The 19708-nt window shown below is 68.8% G+C and carries 20 protein-coding genes and 1 pseudogene; 11 read left to right on the top strand and 10 right to left on the bottom strand.

Annotated elements, in window-relative coordinates:
- Positions 1 to 14: 14 nt before the first annotated feature.
- On the bottom strand, positions 15 to 1004 hold the full coding sequence (locus ON37_RS12900) for an Acg family FMN-binding oxidoreductase (RefSeq protein ID WP_040719436.1): 990 nt from the start codon (positions 1002 to 1004) through the stop codon (positions 15 to 17).
- 159 nt (positions 1005 to 1163) lie between these two features.
- The gene (locus ON37_RS12895) at positions 1164 to 2318 is read right to left on the bottom strand and encodes a PucR family transcriptional regulator (RefSeq protein ID WP_040719328.1); all 1155 of its coding nucleotides are present in this window, start codon (positions 2316 to 2318) and stop codon (positions 1164 to 1166) included.
- A 403-nt stretch (positions 2319 to 2721) separates the two neighbouring features.
- Between ON37_RS12895 and ON37_RS12890 the strand changes: the two genes are divergently transcribed.
- The 3 genes from ON37_RS12890 (at position 2722) to ON37_RS12880 (ending at position 4532) form a co-directional block, all read left to right on the top strand.
- Positions 2722 to 3264, top strand: a complete 543-nt coding sequence (locus ON37_RS12890) for a DUF8020 domain-containing protein (RefSeq protein ID WP_040719327.1) — start codon at positions 2722 to 2724, stop codon at positions 3262 to 3264.
- A 149-nt stretch (positions 3265 to 3413) separates the two neighbouring features.
- Positions 3414 to 3629: a hypothetical protein gene (locus ON37_RS12885; RefSeq protein WP_040719326.1), complete on the top strand. Its 216-nt coding sequence runs from the start codon at positions 3414 to 3416 to the stop codon at positions 3627 to 3629.
- A 108-nt stretch (positions 3630 to 3737) separates the two neighbouring features.
- Positions 3738 to 4532: a tetratricopeptide repeat protein gene (locus ON37_RS12880; protein WP_040719324.1), complete on the top strand. Its 795-nt coding sequence runs from the start codon at positions 3738 to 3740 to the stop codon at positions 4530 to 4532.
- A gap of 5 nt (positions 4533 to 4537) precedes the next feature.
- On the opposite strand, the gene ON37_RS12875 is transcribed toward ON37_RS12880, so the two are convergent.
- Entirely contained in the window at positions 4538 to 5275 is a 738-nt protein-coding gene (locus tag ON37_RS12875) for a M50 family metallopeptidase (RefSeq protein WP_085997280.1), read from the bottom strand.
- A gap of 123 nt (positions 5276 to 5398) precedes the next feature.
- Between ON37_RS12875 and ON37_RS12870 the strand changes: the two genes are divergently transcribed.
- Positions 5399 to 5734 (top strand): hypothetical protein, encoded by a 336-nt coding sequence (locus ON37_RS12870; RefSeq protein ID WP_051031527.1) that lies wholly within the window; start codon positions 5399 to 5401, stop codon positions 5732 to 5734.
- Between the two features lie 43 nt (positions 5735 to 5777).
- On the opposite strand, the gene ON37_RS12865 is transcribed toward ON37_RS12870, so the two are convergent.
- Positions 5778 to 7325 (bottom strand): succinic semialdehyde dehydrogenase, encoded by a 1548-nt coding sequence (locus ON37_RS12865; protein ID WP_040719322.1) that lies wholly within the window; start codon positions 7323 to 7325, stop codon positions 5778 to 5780.
- A gap of 193 nt (positions 7326 to 7518) precedes the next feature.
- On the opposite strand from ON37_RS12865, the pseudogene ON37_RS12860 reads away from it, so the two are divergent.
- From ON37_RS12860 to ON37_RS12840, 5 genes and pseudogenes are all read left to right on the top strand, one after another.
- Positions 7519 to 8731, top strand: a pseudogene (locus tag ON37_RS12860) (MFS transporter).
- A 213-nt stretch (positions 8732 to 8944) separates the two neighbouring features.
- Complete coding sequence (locus ON37_RS12855; RefSeq protein ID WP_040719430.1) at positions 8945 to 11386, top strand: nitrate- and nitrite sensing domain-containing protein; 2442 nt, start codon at positions 8945 to 8947, stop codon at positions 11384 to 11386.
- On the top strand, positions 11364 to 11789 hold the full coding sequence (locus ON37_RS12850; protein WP_040719320.1) for a roadblock/LC7 domain-containing protein: 426 nt from the start codon (positions 11364 to 11366) through the stop codon (positions 11787 to 11789). The genes ON37_RS12855 and ON37_RS12850 overlap by 23 nt, the downstream gene beginning before the upstream one ends.
- Positions 11786 to 12169, top strand: a complete 384-nt coding sequence (locus ON37_RS12845) for a DUF742 domain-containing protein (protein WP_040719319.1) — start codon at positions 11786 to 11788, stop codon at positions 12167 to 12169. Before ON37_RS12850 ends, ON37_RS12845 begins: the two co-directional genes overlap by 4 nt.
- Before the next feature lie 6 nt (positions 12170 to 12175).
- Entirely contained in the window at positions 12176 to 12757 is a 582-nt protein-coding gene (locus ON37_RS12840; protein WP_040719317.1) for a GTP-binding protein, read from the top strand.
- Positions 12758 to 12799: 42 nt separating this feature from the next.
- Here the strand turns inward: ON37_RS12840 and mtnC are convergent, their stop codons facing one another.
- The 4 genes from mtnC to ON37_RS12820 form a co-directional block, all read right to left on the bottom strand.
- Complete coding sequence (mtnC, locus tag ON37_RS12835) at positions 12800 to 13552, bottom strand: acireductone synthase (protein ID WP_083892945.1); 753 nt, start codon at positions 13550 to 13552, stop codon at positions 12800 to 12802.
- Entirely contained in the window at positions 13549 to 14121 is a 573-nt protein-coding gene (locus tag ON37_RS12830; protein ID WP_040719315.1) for a 1,2-dihydroxy-3-keto-5-methylthiopentene dioxygenase, read from the bottom strand. Before ON37_RS12830 ends, mtnC begins: the two co-directional genes overlap by 4 nt.
- Positions 14118 to 15791 (bottom strand): bifunctional S-methyl-5-thioribose-1-phosphate isomerase/methylthioribulose 1-phosphate dehydratase, encoded by a 1674-nt coding sequence (locus ON37_RS12825; RefSeq protein ID WP_040719314.1) that lies wholly within the window; start codon positions 15789 to 15791, stop codon positions 14118 to 14120. Before ON37_RS12825 ends, ON37_RS12830 begins: the two co-directional genes overlap by 4 nt.
- Before the next feature lie 433 nt (positions 15792 to 16224).
- On the bottom strand, positions 16225 to 17469 hold the full coding sequence (locus tag ON37_RS12820; protein WP_040719312.1) for a KasA/KasB family beta-ketoacyl-ACP synthase: 1245 nt from the start codon (positions 17467 to 17469) through the stop codon (positions 16225 to 16227).
- Between the two features lie 40 nt (positions 17470 to 17509).
- On the opposite strand from ON37_RS12820, the gene ON37_RS12815 reads away from it, so the two are divergent.
- Together ON37_RS12815 and ON37_RS12810 are read left to right on the top strand one after the other, a co-directional pair.
- A complete protein-coding gene (locus tag ON37_RS12815; protein WP_040719425.1) occupies positions 17510 to 18094 on the top strand; it encodes a TetR family transcriptional regulator in 585 nt (194 codons plus the stop codon).
- A 49-nt stretch (positions 18095 to 18143) separates the two neighbouring features.
- The gene (locus tag ON37_RS12810) at positions 18144 to 18584 is read left to right on the top strand and encodes an SRPBCC domain-containing protein (RefSeq protein ID WP_040719311.1); all 441 of its coding nucleotides are present in this window, start codon (positions 18144 to 18146) and stop codon (positions 18582 to 18584) included.
- Positions 18585 to 18594: 10 nt separating this feature from the next.
- On the opposite strand, the gene ON37_RS12805 is transcribed toward ON37_RS12810, so the two are convergent.
- Positions 18595 to 18837, bottom strand: coding sequence for a hypothetical protein (locus ON37_RS12805; protein ID WP_083892944.1), 243 nt, complete (start codon positions 18835 to 18837; stop codon positions 18595 to 18597).
- Between the two features lie 35 nt (positions 18838 to 18872).
- Positions 18873 to 19661 carry an HNH endonuclease family protein gene (locus ON37_RS12800; RefSeq protein ID WP_245553181.1) on the bottom strand — a complete coding sequence of 263 codons (789 nt, stop codon included), beginning with the start codon at positions 19659 to 19661 and terminating at the stop codon, positions 18873 to 18875.
- Positions 19662 to 19708 lie beyond the last annotated feature (47 nt).

Raw genomic sequence — 19708 nt, 5'->3', positions numbered from 1 at the left:
GCGGCAGCGGGTATCTAGCTCGCCCGCGACGGCTCGGCGGTGGCGATCACCTCGGTCGCGGGCCGGCGGGGGGTGTGCGGCAGCGGCGCGGCGCCGGGTGCGCGCCAGCCCAGCCGCACCATCGTCTGCGGATAGGCGCAGTCCGACAACACCCGATGCCGGATCTCGGCGCGCAGGTCCGGCATCGCCAGCGGCTCGGACTGCAGGCTCGAGGCCAGGCCGAGCGCGGTCGCCGACAGCAGCAGGGCACTGGCGGCCTCGCCGGCCCGCAGCCGGGCCAGCCGGTCGTCGCCGATCGTGCACAGCACCAGCCATTCGGCGGCCTCCGGCCCGGTGGCGAGATCGGCCAGCTCCGGAGATTCGAAGCGGCGCTGCGCGATCTCGTCGTCGGGCCGCGGCGCGGGCGTATTGGCGGCCGGCACGCCGTCGTCGGTGCCGTGCCGGCCACTCCACACCGCCAATTCGTGCAGATAGGCCGGGTCGGCGCCGTGGCGCAGCGAGGCGGTTCGGGCGGCGTCGGCCAGCTGCGGGCGCAACTCGCGCGGCACCTGACGGGCCGCCGCGCCGAACCGTCGGGCCCCGCCGGAAACCTCCCGCACGTATGCCTGCGGCACCGGCCGGGAACTGTAGCGACGCCGATCCGACTGCCGGTGCCCGATCGCGGCCGCCAGTTCGATATCGCGCGCCGACGCCGACTGCGGGCGCGCCGCGACCACGGCCAGATGATCGGGTTCGGCATCGTCGGGCAGATAGGTCACCTCCGCGGACCAGCCGAGCATGCCCAGGGCCACCCGCATGTGATGAAGTGCGGCGCCGCAGCTCATCAGCAGTGCGCGCTGCGCCGGATCGGTGACCGTCAGATGCCGGTCGGCATCGGCGTAGAGATGGATGTGTTCACCGCGCAACGCCCATCGCCACGGTTGCGTATTGTGCACCGACGGGGCGCGGACGGCCAGATCCACGGCGTCGGCGAATACGTCGGGGAACGAGGTGGCCACTGTCATGGTGCCGGTTCTGCCTTTCGAGCGTCGCACGGGGATCGGCATCGAGCGAAAGGGTTCGCGTCGAGCTCTCCAATCGATCAACTTCGGGCGCGGCCGCGTGGTTTCGTAAAAGTTCACAAAATCGCCGCGCGTTCGGTTGTCGATCGCCGTCAGTGACGGTCACGAATCGCCGGTGCCGGTGCCGAGTTCCCAGTAGCGCAGTGCCCACCACACCTGCTGGGCGACGTGCGGATCCTTGAGGGAGGCACCGGTGATCTCCTCGAAGCGGGACAGGCGGTAGCGCACGGTGTTGTGGTGCATGTAGAGGCGGTGGCCGGTCTCGCTGGCGTTGAGTCCCGACGCCAGATAGGCGTCGACCGTCGCCAGGATCGTCCCGGCCTCGGCATCGTCGATCGGCGTGATGTAGCGGTGGACCAGTGCCTCACCGACATCGCTGTCGCCGACCACTGCCGGTAGTACGCCCAGGTCGACCAGCGTGTGGCGGCCCGGGCGGCCGAACAGGCGTGCGGTCTCGGCGACCCGCCCGGCGACGCGCAGCGAATACGGCACCCGCTCCAACGGACATACCGGGCCGACTCCCAGATAGGTCCCCACCGGCGGATGTGACCCGTCGCGTGGGTCGCAGATCCCCACCACGTCGCCGTCGAGAATCGCGACCACGCCGTGCGGCGGCCGGAATCCTCGCAGCTGCCGCAGCTCCCATTCGGTCTGTTCCGGTTCCGCGGTGATCGCCCGGAACGCGGCGTACGAGCCGTCGAGCCGAATTCCGAGGTACTGCGCTCGTCGGCGCAACTCACCGGCCGGCAGCGTCGCGTTGGCGAGCGCCCGGACCAATTCGTCGCGGCGGGAGTCGAGCCGGCGGGTGATCTGGGCCTCGGCGTCGCGATGACCGGAACTGTAGGCGACGGTGGCCGCGTCCGAGGCACGCAGCAGTGCGGCGAGGACCGACATCAACGCCGCACCCGGCCGGGTCGCCCACTGCTCGGCGGCACCGATGCGCTCGATCGCCTCCCCGACCACGATCTGCCACCCGCGCAGCATGGCCTCGAGTGGGACACCCAGTTCCGCCCGCAACGCCCCGTAGTCCCGGAACAGCGCCAGCTCCTGTTCGTCGAGCGGACGGTCGGCCGCGGTGGCCGCGATCAGCCGGTCGATCGCCTGCGCGATCGACGGGACGAGGGCGGTGGAAGCGATTCCCCGATAGGCGGGAATCTCGCGCTGCAAACGCGCGCACACATGCTCGGCGAACGCGACCGGATCGCCGATCGCGGATTGCCGCAATCGCGCGCGCGTCGAACCGTCGCCGTCGCTCACACCTCCCGACGATACGGTGCCGACCGGATTCGGTGGCCGGTATCGCGGTCGGCAGGCGCGTCGAATCGCGACATCACCGCAGCTGGATGGGGGTGCCGGGTAACCGGACGGCATGGTTTGCGATGGATCCAGCGCCGGCCTGTCCCGGGTGTGCAGCACAGATCGACGCGGCGGCAGCACCCCGGTGACGACATCGCGGCTAATGTTTGGCAATCACATTCTCCTCGACGCCGGAACGGTCCGGTGAATTGTCGGCAAACAGCCTGCGCCCGAACGGCTTTCGGCTACCCCGGATCGGAAACCGAACACCGCGGCGATATCTGGGTAAGAATGAGGACGGCCGAGATCCGGCCACGGGGACATGTCGGCCGCAGTCGGGCCGACGGAATAGTGGGGAAAGATCATGAGAGCCAAGAAATTCGCCGCCACCGCGCTGCTCGCCGTCGGCGCCACCACGGCCGCGGCCGGTGTGGTGCAGGCCGCTCCGGTCACGGCGAGCGAGATCGCCGTGCGCGGGACCGAACAGGGTGTCGGCTTCGTCGCCGCACCGACCGCCGACCACACCGGGGTGACCACCACGGTGGACGCCGGATCCTTCACCGTCACCGGCGATACGGTCACCCTCACCGATGCCGCGGGCCGGACCGTCGCCGCCGTGCCGCTGGGTCTGCGGACGGCATCCGGCCTCGTGGGCCTCACGCCGCGGATCGAGAACGCGGGCCGCACGCTCACCCTCACCCCGCAGTCGGCCACGGCGCAGACCGCCCAGGCCATCGACGAGGCCTCCGACACGATCGCACGCAAGCAGTACAACGCCGGTGTAGGCGCGCTGGTCGGCGCCGGTATCGGCGCGGTCCTGGGATTCTTCCTCGGCGGCGTCGGCGCCCTGGTGACCATTCCGATCGGTGCCGGGATCGGTGCCCTCATCGGCTACTCCACACCGTAGCCGCCGGGCCCGCCGCGGCCGTGCGGTCGATTCGCCTTTGCGAATCCGCACGGCCCGCGGACCGGGACCCGACCCGCGAGCCACGAGCCACGAGCCACGAACGAAAGAGTCACGAACGGCAGGGAGCCACGACGGCAGATAATGGCGGCGTGCCGGATTCACGAAACCTCCCCGCCGACTCCCCGGTCGCCACGCTGATGCGCTGGCAGGACAGTGGCGGAGTCTGGCGGGTATTGGGTCGGCGCGGCACGCAGCTGACCATCGGCCTGTTCGAATGCACCGGCGGCAGCGAGGTCGACCGGATCGTCTCGGCCGATCCGGCGTTGCGGGCGTTCGTCGGGGAGCGCGGCGGCAGCGAGGACTGAACCCGCCGGTTCGGCGCCATTTTCCGGCCGCAGGGACTACGGTGTGCGCGGCAGTGCATCGATTCCCACGAAGCTGACTCTCCTGCAGCGGCGGCGAAAGGCGACACGATGGGCGGTACCGGTGCGGCGAATCGTCCACTGGCCGACCGATATCCGGGCACCGAACCGGTCGGCTGGAACGGCGTGACCGTTCATCCCATGTACTCACAGCGTCTCGGTGCGGACCACACCGTGGTGCGGCTGTCACTGCTGTCCACGGCCCCGCCGCCCGGTCTGCTCGGCCTGGGAATCGGTTTGTCGGTGCTCGACGGCCACGTCGATCTGCAGGGCCGCCGGCTGCCGGGCGTGGACGTCTGGACCGATGCGATCGCCGCCGGTACGCAGCTCCGGCTGACCCGCACCGGCCCGGCGGCGGCGTACACCCTCACGCCGGTCTGGATGACCGCGAGCGGCGTCGTCGAATCGTGGACCGGCAATTACGGTGTCGTCATCGAACGCGGAAACGACACGGCGATGGTGCTGCGCTGCAGCAGTGGCGTCGGCGCACCGGATTTCGCGGAGTTGGTCGTGTCGGTGACGACGACCGACGAGCAGACCGGCGAACAGGAACGTTACCGGGCCGCGCTCTACGAACTCGGGCTGGTGTCCCATACCCGCGGCGAACTCGAGCAGGCCGAGCACCTGTGGCGCCGAGCGGCCGATCTCGGCCACATCGGGGCGGCCTACGATCTCGGCGTGCTCGGTTTCCGCGGCGGCGACCTGGTCGAAGCTGCCCACTGGTGGCAGCGTGCCGCGGAGCAGGGCGATCGGCGCGCGATGGCCGGATTGGCCGAAGTGCTGGAGCGCCGAGGCGATTCCGAGACCGCACAGCGCTGGCGGCGGCAGGCGCGCGAGGGCGGGTGAGCGGCTCAGCCGGCCGCGCCGAAACGCACCCCCAGCAGTTGCGTCGCGCCCACCACCAGCGCCGCCAGCGTAAGCAGACCGAACAGCAGTACCCATAAGCGGGCGGGAATCCGAGTGAGCCAGGCCAGCTGATCGGCATCGGAGCCGTCGCCGCGCACCGACACCCGCCACAACTCGAGCACCGCCCGGAGTCCGCCGAACAGCAGGAACCAGGTCACGACATAGCCGAAGACGCCCTGCCACATCGCATTTCCGTACCAGGACACCGCGAAGGCGGCGCCGCCGGCGCAGATCACCGCCAGGAATCCGAAGAGGTTGCGGATCCACAGGATCAACACCACCAACGCCGCGATCAGGATCCACAGCATCAGGGTCTGCCGCCCGGTGCCGAGCAGCAGCGCGAAACCCAGCCCGACGGCCGAGGGCGCGGGATATCCGGCCAGCGTGGTCAGCACCATGCCGAAACCCCGTGGCTTACCGCGCGATACGGTCACCCCCGAGGTGTCCGAGTGCAGGCGGATACCGCTCAACGTGCGCCCGGTGCAGACCGCGACGACGGCGTGCCCGACCTCGTGGGCGATGGTCACGCAGGTGCGCAGCACCCGCCACACCGGGCGGTAGAGCACCACCACCGCGGCGGCCGCGGCCGTGGCCAGGACCACCCAGATCGGTGGCTGCGGGGATATCGTCGTCAATCGATCCGTCACCGACGACACGTCGCCGGCCACCTGAGACACCTGCACCGCCGTAGGGTAGCGGCTGCCACGATTCGTCCCGGTGCGGCGGGGTATTCGAGCGGTGAACGCTTAGGCTTGCGGACGAATTGCCGGGACGGTCCCGGCGCCCGGCCTCGATGAGGAGACCAGATGACAGCCAAGGCCCACCGGAGCTTCGCCGCGCTGTTCGGCACGATCGCGGCGGCCGCGGTGACCGCGGGCCTGCTGAGCGGATGCTCGGACGTGCAGCGTGCGATCAACAAGGGCGGTGACACGCCCTGCAGTGATTACGTCAAGCAGGACGCCGACACCAAGCGGGTCACGATCACGAAATTCGTGAAGCAGCAGACGAACAGCGATCACGAGCCGCCCGGCACCCAGGTCGACGCCACCATGGCGGCCGTCGATTTTCTGTGTGCCAACCAACGCAACGCCGACACCCCGATCAAGAACGCGAATCTGACCGGAATCTTCTTCAACCAGTGAGCGGGACCGGTCACCGGGAGTCCCGGTGACCGGTCGGCTCGGCTCAGCGTCCCGGCAGGTAACGCAGGCTGCGGGCGAGGGTCATCAGCAGGGCCTGCCACTTCGACTGCGGAATGCCCAGTGGCGCATCGAGATTCAAGCCGCGGGTGACGACCACCGTCTGCGGCTCGGTGAACTTCAACAGCCCGTCGGGCCCGTGCCGGCGACCGACACCGGAGATGCCCATACCGCCCATCGGGGCACCGGTGGTTCCCCAGGCCGGCGCGTAACCCTCGTCGACGCACACGGTTCCGGTCCGCAGCCGGGCGGCGATCGCCTCACCCTCGGCGGGACCGGCGGCCCAGACGCTGGCGTTCAGGCCGTACTCTGTGTCGTTGGCGCGGGCGATCGCTTCCTCGACATCGGCGACCGGGTAGATCGACACCAACGGCCCGAAGGTCTCGTTTCGTCCGCATTCCATCTCGTCGGTGACCTTGCTCAGCACGGTCGGTTCGAAGAACAGCGGTCCGAGATCGGGGCGGGCGTTGCCGCCGGCGAGGATCTCCGCGCCCTTCGAGGTCGCGTCGGCGACATGTTTGGTGACCGTCTCCAGCTGCGCCGGTGAGATCAGACTGCCGATATCGGTGGAGAAGTCGTAGGCCGCACCGAGTTTCGCGGCGCCGACCGCGGCGACGAACTTTTCCGTGAACTCCGCGGCGACCGCCTCTTCGACATAGATGCGTTCGATCGAAATACAGAGCTGACCGGCATTGGAGAAGCAGGCGCGCACGGCGGCCTTGGCGACCTTGTCCAGATTCGCCCCGCGGGTCACGATCATCGGGTTCTTCCCACCGAGTTCGGCGGAGAAACCGATGAGGCGCTTGCCGCACTGCTGGGCCAGCGCGCTGCCGGTCGCCGAGGAGCCGGTGAACATGAGGTAGTCGCACCGGTCGACGATCGCGGTGCCGACCACGGTGCCCGGGCCCGGGACCACCTGCAGCAGATCCCGCGGCATTCCCGCGCGCAGCAACAACTCCACACAGGCCAGCGACGAGTAGGGCGTCTGGCTGTCGGGTTTGACGACGACCGCGTTGCCGGCCGCCAGTGCTGGGATCGCGTCACCGATGGCGAGCACCATCGGGTAGTTCCACGGCGCGATCACGCCGACGACGCCTTTGGGCTGGGTTCGGACCCGGGCGCGGTTGAGCACCGGGAAGGCGCCGGGCACCGAACGCGGGGCCAGCAGCTTCGGCGCCACCCGGGAAAAGTAACGGGCGGCGAACATCATGCCCATGATCTCTTCCTGGGCCGCCCACCGGGCCTTACCGGTTTCGGCCTGGATCACGTCCATCAGGTAGTCGCGTTCGCTGATCACCAGCTCCCGGAACCGCTCGAGCACCGCGGCCCGCTCCTTCGGGCTGCGCTGCGCCCACTGGGTCTGGACCGCGCGGGCCCGGGTGAACGCGGCGTCCACATCGTCGACGGTTCCGACCGGCACCTCGCCCAGCGGTCGCCCGGTGAACGTCTCGGCGATGGTCTTGGTCGAACGCGAACCGTCGACGGACGCGAACGCCCGCAGACGCTCGAATACCGCAGCTTCCGGCACGGGCATCGTCGCCTCCTACTTGTGAGTAACCCTCGGATACACACAATCTACCGCGCGGTCCCGGGCCGAATCTCCACCCTGGGTCGGATATTGTCCGCCCGCGGAGCCGGCGTGCCGGAGCGTGCGCCTTCCCTTCCCGGGCGGTGCGATCATGGGAGGCGATCGGGGTACACCCAGCGGTGACGACCGGAGGCGGCGCATGGCGGCTCGGCGAACGAGGGCCTCGTGGCCGGTCCGCACCCCGGTGGCGCCGTTGGGCGCCTGGGGTTTCGTCACCCGGTTCGGAATCGTCGCTCTGCTGGCGGATTTCGTGTACGAGGGGGCGCGCTCGATCACCGGGCCGCTGCTCGGATCGCTGGGCGCGTCCGGATTCCTGGTCGGTGTGGTGACCGGGTCGGGTGAGGCCGCCGCGCTCGGACTGCGGCTGGTGTCCGGCCCGCTGACCGACCGGAGCGGGCGGTTCTGGGCGTGGACCATCGCCGGCTATCTGCTGACCCTGGTCAGTGTTCCGCTGCTCGGGATCGCCGGCGTGCTGTGGGTGGCCGCCGCCCTGGTGATCACCGAGCGGGTCGGCAAGGCAGTGCGCAGCCCGGCCAAGGACACGCTGCTCTCCCACGCCACCGCCGTCACCGGTCGCGGCCGCGGTTTCGCCGTCCACGAGGCCCTCGATCAGATCGGAGCGGTGGCCGGTCCGCTGACCGTCGCGGCCGTCCTGGCGGCCACCGGTGGCGACTACGCCCCGGCGCTGGCGGTGCTGTCGATACCGGGCGCTGCGGCACTGGTACTGCTGCTGCGTATTCGCCTCCGGGTTCCGGACCCGGCGCGCTACGAAGCCGTCGCACCGCCGCCGGCGCGCTCGGCGACAATCGAACTGCCGCCGGAGTTCTGGCTGTTGCCTGTTCACGGCCGTCTGCCTGTTCGGGGCCACCACCTACGGAGTGCTCTCGTTGCACATGGTGGCCGGCGGCGTGCTGACACCGGCGACCGTACCGCTGGTCTATGCCGCCGCGATGGCCGCCGATGCGGTCGCTGCCCTGGGGTCGGGCTGGTTGTACGACCGAGTGGGCGCGAAAACACTTCTGTTCCTGCCGATTTCGCTCGCCGCGGTTCCGGCCTTCGGGTTCGCGGAGCAGCCGGCCGCGGTAGTCGGCGGTGCCCTGCTGTGGGGCGTGACCCTCGGCATTCAGGAGGCGACGTTGCGGGCGGTGGTCGCCGACCTGGTCCCGGTGGGACGGCGCGCCACCGCCTACGGCATCTACGCCGCCGTGCTGGGTACGGCCACGGCGATCGGTGGCGCCGTCACCGGATTCCTTTCCGACACATCGCATTCCGCACTGATCGTCACCGTCGTCGCGATCGAGGGCGCGGCGGCGGCGGTCCTGGCCGTGCTGATCGGCCGAGGCGAGCGATAGCCGAACCGACTGGCGCGCTTCGGATTCCGGTCGGCTATACGGCACGGGGTTCAAACGTGTGACTTACCACAACGTGTCGGCCGTCCCGACGCCGCACACCTGCACATATTCGCCGTCTACCTGCGGACTCACAGCGCGCGGCGAAAGTCAATATCAGTCCCGCTCAGTGGTATCCGACCTGAAGTTTGAAACAGCCCCCGTTATGTTGTGCCGATGTTGAGAGCGAGGCTCGGTATCCGAACCCGCATCCTGGCCATCGCCGTGGTTCCGAGTCTGGCGTTGCTCGGAATCGGCGTGGGGACAGCGGGATATCTGGTACGGGAGGGGCAACACGCCAAGGATTGGGCGTCGATTCTGGGCAGCGCCAATGTGCACACTCGCGAAATGATCGCCGCGGTCGAACAGGAACGAATGCTCTCGCTGTGGCATCTGGCGGGTGAACACAGTGATCCGGCGGCCCTCGGCGCGGCCCGAACCCGCGTCGACAAGTCGCTGCAGGCCCTGGCAGCCACGGAAAGCCGGTTGATGGCCAGTGGGCAGAACCCGATGGGTGACGATGCCGGCGGATTCGAAACCCTCAAGAAGCAGCTCCCGGCCATTCGCGGCGGTATCGATGCCGGCGCCCTGCCGATTCCGGACACCTACGCCATCTACAACCGGATCCTCGACGCCGTCGTCCTCGGCACCAATCTCACCATTCCCACCGCCCCCGATGCCGCCGTCGCACAGGAGCTCGCGGGTGGTCTGCGCACCCTGCACGCCATGGAGGGGATGTCGCGCAGCGCGGCCCTGACCGCCGCGGAACTCAACGGCCGGATCCTGGCCGGGCAGATGCGCGACGACTATCGCAACCTGGTCGGGTACTACCGAACCGAACTCCCCCAGCTGGCCGCCGATCTCACCGGCCCGCCGGCCGACAAGATCAAGGCGGTCATCGCCTCCCCCGCCTGGCAGCAGCTCGCCGCGATGGAGGACTACCTGATCAATCCGCCGGCGCCGAACAAATCCGGCGAATTGCCGCCGCCGCCCATGAGTTTCGCCGACTGGCGGACCTCCGCCGAACAACTCGGCGACCAACTCCTGGCCGCCTGGCAATACCAGAACGACCACGCCAACCAGACCGCCGTCGACGACGGTGAACGCACCGCGACCAATTCGCTGTGGGCCGGCGCCGGTGTGCTGGCGATCGCGATCATCGCCTTCCTGCTGTCGCTGTGGCTGGCCAACCGGTTGATCGGGCGACTCAAACGGCTGCGGACCGAAACCCTCGCACTGGCCGAGGTCCGGCTGCCCGAGACCATGCGCCGGCTCAGCGAGGGTGAGGACGTCGATCCCGAAACCGAAGCGGCCCGCCTCGATTTCGGCCACGACGAAATCGGTTCGGTGGCCAACGCCTTCAACCGCGCCCACACCGCCGCCGTCGCCGCCGCGGTCACCGAGGCCCGGACCCGCGAGGGTGTGCGCGCGGTGTTCCTCAATATCGCCCACCGCAGCCAGATCGTGGTGCATCGCCAGCTCGAGATTCTGGACGAGGCCGAACAGCGCCAGGAGGATCCGGCGCTGCTCGAGACCTTCTTCCGGCTCGACCACCTGGCCACCCGGGAACGCCGTAATGCCGAGAATCTGATCATCCTCGGTGGCGGCGAGCCCGGCCGGCAGTGGCGGCGCCCGGTTCCGCTGGTCGAACTGGTGCGCAGCGCGATCGGCGAAACCCTGGACTACGCCCGGGTGCGAGCCCACCGTATGCCGCAGGTGTTCATCGTCGGCAATGTCGTCGCCGACCTCATCCACCTGCTCGCCGAATTGGTCGACAACGCCACCTCGTTCTCGCCGCCGCAGTCGCGGGTCGAGGTCAGCAGCAACGTGGTCGGCAAGGGCGTGGCGATCGAGATCAGCGATCAGGGCATGGGTATGTCCGCCGACGAACTCGAACGCGCCAACGAGATGCTGCGCAACCCACCGGATTTCGGTGTCGCGACGCTGTCGGCCAATTCGCGTCTGGGGCTGTTCGTGGTCGCTCAGCTGGGCGCCCGGCACGGCATCTCGGTGCGGCTGTCGGAATCGGACTACGGCGGTGTCCGCGCCATCGTGCTGGTCCCGACGGCGGTGGTCGCGGCCGACGCGCCGCTGGCCGATCATCTGCCGGAGCGATTCGCCGGCCGCCGGCCCGAACCCGCGATGACCGGGGAATTCCCGGCGATCTCGGCGACCGAACCGGCCTCGGCCGCAACCTCGCTGGCCACCTTGCCGCCGCCGCAGCCCCAGGCCTGGTCGGATTTTCCGCGCACCGACACCGGACCGCGCGTCGATGCGCCGGCGTGGAGCCAGAGCCCGGCCCCGCACGACAGCACGCCCGGGCCCGAAGCCCCCGCGCCGACGGAGCAACCGGGACGCCGAAGCCCGCAGCGCCCGTCTTACACTGGCAGCGATGCTCGCCCACCGTTGCCCCGCCGCCGCCGACAGGCCAGTCTGGCACCGGAATTGGCGCACGACCCCCAACCCGAGGCTGCGTCCCCGCAGCGGCCGCGCTCGGCGGAACAGGCACGAGACCTGATGTCCGCCATCGAGAACGGAACCAGGCAGGGGCGGCGCGCGCAGCCCGGCCCCACTCCGGACGAACAGGAAGGCGAAGGTGACTTCTTCCAACGCAGGTGATCTGAACTGGCTGCTCGACGATCTCGTCGATCGCCTGGCCGGGGTGCGCTACGCGGTGGTGCATTCCACCGACGGGCTGCTGCTGGGCCGCTCCACCTCGATGAGCCGGGAGGACGCCGAACACTTCGGCGCCATGTCCGCCACCCTCTACGGCCTGGCCCGTAGTGCGGGCAACCGGTTCGACGGTGGCGGCGTGCGGCAGGCCGTCATCGAACTCGACCGTGCGGTATTGTTCGTCACCGCGGCCGGCGACAACGCATGTATCGCATTGCAGGCCAACGAGAACGCGAATCTGGGTATGGTGGCCTACGAAATGAATCTGACCGTGCAACGAGTCGGCGGATACCTGTCCACCGATGCGCGCAACGGTCTGGCCGAGCACGTGGAGCACAGATTGTCATGACGCGCTTCGGTCAACCGTGGTTCGACGATGCGGCCGGCCCTCTGGTCCGTCCGTACGCCGTGACGCGGGGCCGCACCATGGGGGTGGGACACGATCTGGACATGCTCACCCTGCTGGTGACCGTGTCACCGGGTCCGCCGCTGCGGCGCGTCGAACCCGAATACGCGGAAATCGTTCGGCTCTGCCGGACTCCGCAATCGGTGGCCGAGGTCTCCGCGAGACTGAAGCTGCCGTTGGCGGTGACGAAGATCCTCGTCGGTGATCTGATCGGCGAGGGTTTGCTGAACTTCCGGGCTCCGGCCCGCACCGACCCCGAAACCGGCGGGACCGGCGAACTGAACATTTTGCGAGCAGTACTCGATGGAATCCGAAAGCTGTAGAACACCGTGCCTGATATTGCGTCCTCGGCCGACCTGGCTGCCTCGGTCAAAATCCTCGTAGCCGGCGGTTTCGGCGTCGGGAAGACCACCATGGTGTCCTCGATCAGCGAGATCACGCCGCTGCGTACCGAGGAACTGATCACCGAACTGTCCACCGGCATCGATGATCTGTCCGGTGTGGAGGGCAAGACCACCACCACCGTGGCGCTGGACTTCGGTCGCATCACCATCGACCAGAACCTGGTGCTGTACCTGTTCGGCACGCCCGGTCAGGACCGATTCTGGTTCCTGTGGGACGAATTGGCGCGTGGTGCGCTCGGCGCGGTGGTCATCGCGGATACCCGGCGGCTGGAGAACTCCTTCGCGGCCATCGATTTCTTCGAGCGGCGCGGGCTCTCGTTCGCGGTCGCGGTGAACTGCTTCGACAACGCTCCGGTGTACACCACCGAGGAGGTGCGCGAGGCTCTCGATCTGGACGCCCACATTCCGGTGGTGCTCTGCGATGCTCGCGACCGCAGCTCCTGCAAGACGGTGTTGATGACGCTCGTCGAACACCTCATCGCGCGCGCGACCAGCTCGGTGGCCTGAGCCGATCCCGCGGCGGCCGCGCCGGTCGGCCGCCGCGGCCCCTCACTGCCCGGCCGGCACCAGGTTCAGTTCGGCGAAACTGCCGATCCACCGATGCGGCGGTCGCGGCGAGTTCGGTTCGCCGGCACGGGTCACCCCGACCGCTTGCCATCCGGCGGCCACCGCGGCGTCCAATTCCTCGGGATGATCGGACAGGAACAGAATCTCCCCCGCCGGAACCCCGATCTCCGAGGCGATGCGGTGGTACGACCGCTCCTCCCGCTTGGGCCCGGCATTGGCGAGATCGAACCAGCCGCCGATCAGCGAGGCCAGCTCGCCGTCGCGGGCGAAGGCGAACCAATCCTGTTGGTTGCGAACCGAACCGGAGGAGTACACGTACAGCGGGATCCCGGCGGCATGCCAGGTGCGCAGGGCGGCGGGCGCGTCCGGGAAGAACTCACCGAACAGGGCGCCGGCGCGGAACCCCTCGGCACAGATCGCGCCCTGCGCCACCTTCAGCGGCGCCGCCTTGACATCGGAATCCAGCCAGCCACGCAGGATGTCGGCGATCTCGTCGAGATCGGCGTCCGGGCGTTCGGCCAGATCACGCGTCTGCGCGATTACGGCCGCCGCGGCGCCGTCGCGCTCGTCGGCCAGCCAGTGCGGAAGCCGACGGCGGGTGTAGCCGTAGAGGTCCTCGCGGACCGCGCTGGTGGGACTGGTCGTGCCCTCGATGTCCACGACGACCGCGCGGATCGGCGCGACCGGCACGGTTCCTGCCGGATGCACCGCGGGGTACCGCTCGTCGTCGTTCATGCGGCGACGAGCTCGTCCAGCGTCGGAAAGCCTCGAGCGATGGGGTCTCCGGTGAAATCGCCGATCCAGCCGTCGGCCTCCTCGAAGAATCGGATCGCGACGAAGTCGGGGCGCGAGCCCATATCGAACCAGTGCCGGGTGCCGGCGGGAACCGATACCAGATCGCCGCCCTCGCAGACCACGGCGACGACCTCGGGTTCGAGATGCAGATAGAAGCACCCCCGGCCGGAGACGAAGAACCGCACCTCGTCCTCGGCGTGCCGGTGTTCGGACAGGAACTTCTCCCGGGCGGCGCGGGCGAGATCCGGCCATTGCGGGTCGGTGTCGTCGGGATGCAGGCGAGCGAGGTCGATGTGGCGGTAGCGGCCGTCCGCATTGAGGTCGTCGATGCGGTCACGGTAGCGGGCGAGGATGTCGTCGGCGGCGATCTCGGCGGTGACCGGCTGGGCCGGCCAGCGATCGAAAACGATTCCGCGCGAGCGCAGTTCGGCCGCGATGGTGTCCGGATCGGTGGTGTGCAGCCGGACCTCGGCCGGGTCGGTGTCGGCCGCGATGTGCAGCAGAGTCATTGCGGTTGCTCCTCGAGAAGTCGATCGGTGGCGATATCGCGACGTCCGGTCAGCGATGCCAATTCGCACAGGGCTTCCAGGCATTCGGCGCGATCGCGCGCCTGGGCGAGATCGGCACCCCAGGCGGTGATGCCGTGGCCGGCGATGAACAGCACCGGCGGCGCGTCGGGGTGGGTCCGCAGGTGGTGCTCGATCTCGGCGCCGATCATCGCCACGTCGGCGTGGTTGGGAAACACCGGAATATCGATGGCATCGGTGGCCCGCAGCCCCTTGATGAGTTCGAAGCCGCTGAACCGCAGTGTCTTCGTGGCCCCGACCGAAGCCGCGGTGGCGTGCGGGGAATGGACGTGCACGACCGCACCGGCATCGGTGCTGCGGTAGACCGCGGTATGGATGGTGGTCTCGGCCGACGGCCGCCGATGTCCCGCGACCGGCCGGGAGTCCTCGATCCGCACGCGCACCATGTCCGCCGGCGCCAATTCGCCCTTGGACAGCCCACTTCCGGTGATCACCGCGGTCGCCACCGGAGCCGACGGGCTCTCCCGCACGGAGATGTTGCCGGCGGTGCCCGGCATCCAGCCGCGGGCATACAACTGTCCCGACAGTTCGGCGACAGCGGCAGCGCCGGCGGAGTCGGCGAGCGCGGGTGGGTGCGTGACGGCGCCCTCGGTCGCCTGGGCGCCGGAGGTCGGGTCGTCGATCAACCCGTTCTCGGTCACCACGGCGGTCACCAGTTCGGGCGGGGTGACGTCGAAAGCCGGGTTGAATACCGCGGTGTCCGCCGGGGCCGCCGCGTAGTCACCGATATGGGTGATCTCCGCGGCACCCCGCTCCTCGACGACGATGTCGGCGCCGGTCGCCGTGGCCGGATCCCGGGTGGATTCCGGTGCCACCACGATGAACGGAATGCCGTGGTGGCGGGCGGCCAGCGCCAGACCGTACGTGCCGATCTTGTTGGCGACCGAGCCGTCGGCGGTGATCCGGTCCGCGCCCACGACCACACAGTCCACCTGTCCGGTCGCCATCGCCCACGCGGCGGCCGAATCGACCGTGAGCCGGTGCGGGATCCCGGCCTCGGCCAGTTCCCAGGTGGTCAGGCGGGCGCCCTGCAGCAGGGGCCGCGTCTCGTCGACGAGCACGCTGTCGATCGCGCCGCGGGCGTGCAGTACCCGCAGCGCGCCGATCGCGGTCCCGAAGGCGGTGGTGGCGAGCCGGCCGGTGTTGCAGTGGGTGAGCATCCGCAGCGGCCGGTCCGGGCACAGCCGCTGGATCAGGTCGGCGGCATGATCGGCGGCGGCACGATTGACGCGGCCGTCCTCGGCGAGCATGGCCTGCGCCTCGGCCAGCACACCGGCGGGGCCGTCGGTCAGTTTCGCCAGCGCGCGCCGCACACCCCAGGACAGGTTCACCGCCGTGGGACGGGCGGCCTCGATTCGAGCCGCCTCCGCGGCCACCCGGTCCGGGTCGCCGGGGTGGGCGAAGGCGGCGAGGGCGACGCCGAAGGCGCCCGACACCCCGATCGCGGGCGCGCCACGAATGGCCAGCGTGGCGATCGCGTCGATGACCTGGTCGACCGTGGTGAGTCGCAGCGGCCGCACCTCGTGCGGAAGCGCGCGCTGATCGATCGTCTCCACCGCGCCGTCGACCCACGTGATCGAACTTTCACCCATTCCGCGCACAACCCTCACAACTCGACCCGGCTACTCCTCAAACGGTAGCGAATCAGAGGTCATCGGCCCGCACCAGGTTTCCTCTCGACCAGATCCGATCCCGCGGCTGCGGTCGCGGGCGAGCGCGAAGCCGGCAGTGCGCGCGCACACCCGCGCCCGGTGCAACGGCACCGCTCGGCACGGCTTGTACGGTTCCGCCGCGCACCCGGCGGTACCGCTGTGGTCCGGGCGTACCGGCCGAGCCGGGCACGATCGATGCTTTTCGAAGGTAGGTGTCGCTCAAGGATTTTCGTGCCCGTATGGGTGAAATGTCCTGTCGTTTCCGCTGTTCCGGGCAGGTTTTCCACAACTGGGCGTGTCATCCACAACGGTCGGTGGACAAACGTGAACAGAGATCGTTCCAGATCCGATGGACGTGTCCGCGCGGACGACCTCAGGCCCGCCCGAATGCGAGGGTGACGTTGTGTCCGCCGAAACCGAAGGAATTGCTCAGCGCCTGTGCAATTCGCTGTGGACGAGCACTGCCGTGCACGATGTCGAGCTCCACACACGGGTCCGGATTGTCGAAATTCAGTGTGGGCGGCACGGTCTGGTCGCGCAGTGTGCACAGGGTGAGGATGGCCTCCAGCGCACCCACCGCACCGATCGAATGCCCGAGCGCGGATTTCGGCGCGTACACCGAGGCGTGCTTCGCCACGGCAGCAATGGCATTGGCCTCCGAGGCGTCGCCGATCGGCGTCGAGGTGGCATGCGCGTCGATGTGGTCGATATCGGCGGCGGTCAGATCCGCGGTGGCGATGGCCTTGCGCATCGCCCGGGCCGCGCCCGCGCCGTCGGGGTCGGTCCCGGTGATGTGATAGCCGTCGGAAGTGATTCCCGCGCCGAGGATCCGGCCGTGCACGGTGGCCCCGCGGGCGCGCGCGAACTCCTCCGACTCCAGCACCAGCAGCGCACCTGCCTCACCGAAGACGAAACCGTCGCGGTCGCGATCGAAAGGTCGTGAGGCCAGGCCGGGTTCGTCGTTGCGGGTACTCATCGCGCGCATCATGGCGAAACTCGCGATCGGGATCGCCTCGATATATCCCTCCACGCCGCCCGCGATCACCACATCGGCCTCCCCGGTGCGAATCAACCGCCACGCGTGCGCGATCGCCTCCGCGCCCGAGGAGCACGCGGAGGTCGGCGCGTAAACGCCTGCCTTGGCGCCGAATTCGAGGCCCACGCGCGCGGCCGGACCGTTCGGCATCACCATCGGCACCGTGAGCGGCGGCACCTTGCGATATCCGCCGTCGCGCATCGCGTCGACCGCGGTGAGGAACGCGTCACCACCACCGAGGCCGGTGCCGATCGCGACGGCGAGACGTTCGGCGTCCACCTCGGGCGTCCCCGCCCGCTGCCACACCTGCCGGCCCAGCACCAGCGCCAACTGCTGCACATAGGAGTGCCGACGCTGCTCGATGCGGGTCAGGTGAACGCTCGGCTGTTCGGTCAGCCGGCCGCCGATGCGCACCGGCAGGTCGTAGCGGGTGACGAACTCGTCGGTCAGCGGCCCGATCCCACTCTTGCCCGCGAGCAGTGCCGCCCAGGTGCTCTCCAGATCCGGCCCCAGGCAGGTGGTGGCGGCCATTGCGGTCACGACGACATCCCGCGGAGTTTGTGTAGCAGTCGTTACACTCATGGCGATTATGGATACCCGTAGCGACCGCTACAGTCAACACGTGGCCAGACCCCTCGACCAGGCCCGGCGCGCACAACTGCTCGCCGGGGTGATCGCCTACATCGGCGAATACGGCTTGACCGAACTGTCGTTGCGCCCGCTCGCGGACTATCTGGGCACCAGCTCACGGATGCTGATCCACTACTTCGGCACCAAGGAGCAGATGCTGGTGGCCGCACTCGAGACGCAGCGGCCCGATATCCCGGGCATGTTCGCCGACGTCTCCGACCTGGCTGCCTTACGACGCCGGCTCATCGAATCGTTCAGCGTGAACACCACGACCGACTGGGTGGCCAGCACGCGAGTACTGCTACAGGTGCTCGGAGTGGCAGCGGTGCCGGACAGTCCGTTCCGGGCCTACGCCGAGGACACCGTCCACACCCTCGTCACCGCCCTCACCGATGTGCTGAGCCGCTTCGAACCCACCGTCCCCGATCCGGAGTCGACCGCCACCCTCCTCGTGTCGGGTGTGCGCGGCTTGTTGCAGGATCGGTTCGTCACCGGCGACACCGCCCGCATTTCCCGCGCGGCCCGGTTACTGATCACCCAATCGCTCACGCTGCCCGAATCCGGCAGCGGCCGGTGAGCGGGCCCACCATCACCTTGCTAGAACGAGTTTCAGTATTGTGACCGGCATGGCTTTCGTGATCGATGACACGGTGGAGATCGACGCACCCGCCGAGGTGGTGTGGAAGGTGCTGACCGACCTGGACAGCTACGGTGAGTGGAACCCCTTCGTCGTCGAATGCCGCAGCACCCTGGAACCGGGCGACCCGATCGAGATGCGGGTGCGGCTCGGTTCGCCGAAACCGCGCGCGCAGCGGGAATTCATCCGGACCCACACCCCCGGGACCGAATTCAGCTACAGCATGAAGCCGGTGCCGCTGGGAATTCTGCACAGCCGCCGTTCGCACACGGTGACCGCGCTCGACGACGGCCGCACCCGATACCGGTCGCATTTCGAATTGGGCGGCTTGCTGCAGCCCGTTGTCACGGCAGCGCTCGGCAAACACCTGCGTGCGGGATTCGAGGGAATGACGGCCGCGGTGAAACAGCGCGCGGAGCAACTGAGCTGACGGAGCGGGGCTAATCGGCCGCGGCGGGCTCGGCTTCGAAGGGGATGACGTTGCCCGCGGCGTCCCGGCTGCCGCGGGCCGCGTCGATCGCGGCGACGAGCTCGGCGACGTCGGCCCAGGTGCGGGGTGGTTCGGCATCGAGATTGCCGATGTGGTACCACGTTTCGGTACCTCGATAGCGAACCAGTCCCATGCCCTGGTCGTCGACGGTGACATCGAGGTCTCCGGACACCGTCCCTTCCTCATCGGTCATGACGGCGGCCTTACCGGAGATTTCGATGATGTCGCCTATTTGAACTCTCCCTTGTGGAGGCAGTCGTCGACTGCGGTTCGCAATGCGGTCTGTTCGGCCGGGTCGACCGTCAACCCGTACTTTACCTTGATCCGAATGTAGCGCTGGACGTACTCGCAGCGGAACACGCCCGGCGGTAGATAATTCGCAGCATCCTGATCACCCTTGGACCGGTTCGCCGACGGATCCGAGGCAACCAGATTGATCGCGTCGTTGGCGATATTGCGGCGGGTGTCGGTATCGCGGGCCTGAGCTCCCGATCGCCACGCCTCCGCCAGCGGAACGATATGTTCGGCGTCGACACCGGCGGGGTCGGTAATCCATTTGTAAGGCTTGAGCTTCCCGGTCTTGGCGTCGAGCACACCGTATCGATCGCGCCAGCCGCCGTCCTTACCGACCGTCAACTTGCAGGTCGCCGCGTCGAGCTTCACCGAACCCGTGGCGTCGCGCAGCATCATCACATCGCGCGTGGTGCATTTGGCGTACTGAGCGAACGCGTCGCCGAAACCGTGTTCCGGAGTGTTCTGATCCCAATGCGGGAATTGCTCCCGGCTGTATCCGGTCATCGGCGCTTCCGGCGCGACGACCAGCTTCTCGAGCAGCGCGGTGACTTCTTTTCCGGAAAATGTTGCCGCAGCGGCCGAATCGGGTTTCGGTTCCTTCTTGTCGCCGGCGTCGTCGAGGAAGCTGTACACCACCGCCAGCACCACGGCGAGTACCACCGGGGCCAGCACGGCGAGTAGCCGGCGCATTCCGGGCGAGCGAACCGCGGAGGGAATTTTCACCACCGCGCTCCGATCACGCCGTCCGGCACACCGCCCGGCCCACGAGC

Source organism: Nocardia veterana NBRC 100344 (assembly GCF_000308855.1).
Classification (GTDB): Bacteria; Actinomycetota; Actinomycetes; order Mycobacteriales; family Mycobacteriaceae; genus Nocardia; species Nocardia veterana.
Note: the sequence above shows the minus strand (reverse complement) of the source record. Positions and strands in the feature narration are given on the sequence as shown.

What these genes read in the sequence shown, in the direction of transcription:
- ON37_RS12900 (WP_040719436.1), bottom strand. Translation starts at nt 1,004, where the DNA reads ATGACAGTGGCCACCTCGTTCCCCGACGTATTCGCCGACGCCGTGGAT.
- ON37_RS12890 (WP_040719327.1), top strand. Translation starts at nt 2,722, where the DNA reads ATGAGAGCCAAGAAATTCGCCGCCACCGCGCTGCTCGCCGTCGGCGCC.
- ON37_RS12880 (WP_040719324.1), top strand. Translation starts at nt 3,738, where the DNA reads ATGGGCGGTACCGGTGCGGCGAATCGTCCACTGGCCGACCGATATCCG.
- ON37_RS12870 (WP_051031527.1), top strand. Translation starts at nt 5,399, where the DNA reads ATGACAGCCAAGGCCCACCGGAGCTTCGCCGCGCTGTTCGGCACGATC.
- ON37_RS12865 (WP_040719322.1), bottom strand. Translation starts at nt 7,325, where the DNA reads ATGCCCGTGCCGGAAGCTGCGGTATTCGAGCGTCTGCGGGCGTTCGCG.
- ON37_RS12855 (WP_040719430.1), top strand. Translation starts at nt 8,945, where the DNA reads ATGTTGAGAGCGAGGCTCGGTATCCGAACCCGCATCCTGGCCATCGCC.
- ON37_RS12845 (WP_040719319.1), top strand. Translation starts at nt 11,786, where the DNA reads ATGACGCGCTTCGGTCAACCGTGGTTCGACGATGCGGCCGGCCCTCTG.
- mtnC (WP_083892945.1), bottom strand. Translation starts at nt 13,552, where the DNA reads ATGAACGACGACGAGCGGTACCCCGCGGTGCATCCGGCAGGAACCGTG.
- ON37_RS12830 (WP_040719315.1), bottom strand. Translation starts at nt 14,121, where the DNA reads ATGACTCTGCTGCACATCGCGGCCGACACCGACCCGGCCGAGGTCCGG.
- ON37_RS12825 (WP_040719314.1), bottom strand. Translation starts at nt 15,791, where the DNA reads ATGGGTGAAAGTTCGATCACGTGGGTCGACGGCGCGGTGGAGACGATC.
- ON37_RS12820 (WP_040719312.1), bottom strand. Translation starts at nt 17,469, where the DNA reads ATGAGTGTAACGACTGCTACACAAACTCCGCGGGATGTCGTCGTGACC.
- ON37_RS12810 (WP_040719311.1), top strand. Translation starts at nt 18,144, where the DNA reads ATGGCTTTCGTGATCGATGACACGGTGGAGATCGACGCACCCGCCGAG.
- ON37_RS12805 (WP_083892944.1), bottom strand. Translation starts at nt 18,837, where the DNA reads ATGACCGATGAGGAAGGGACGGTGTCCGGAGACCTCGATGTCACCGTC.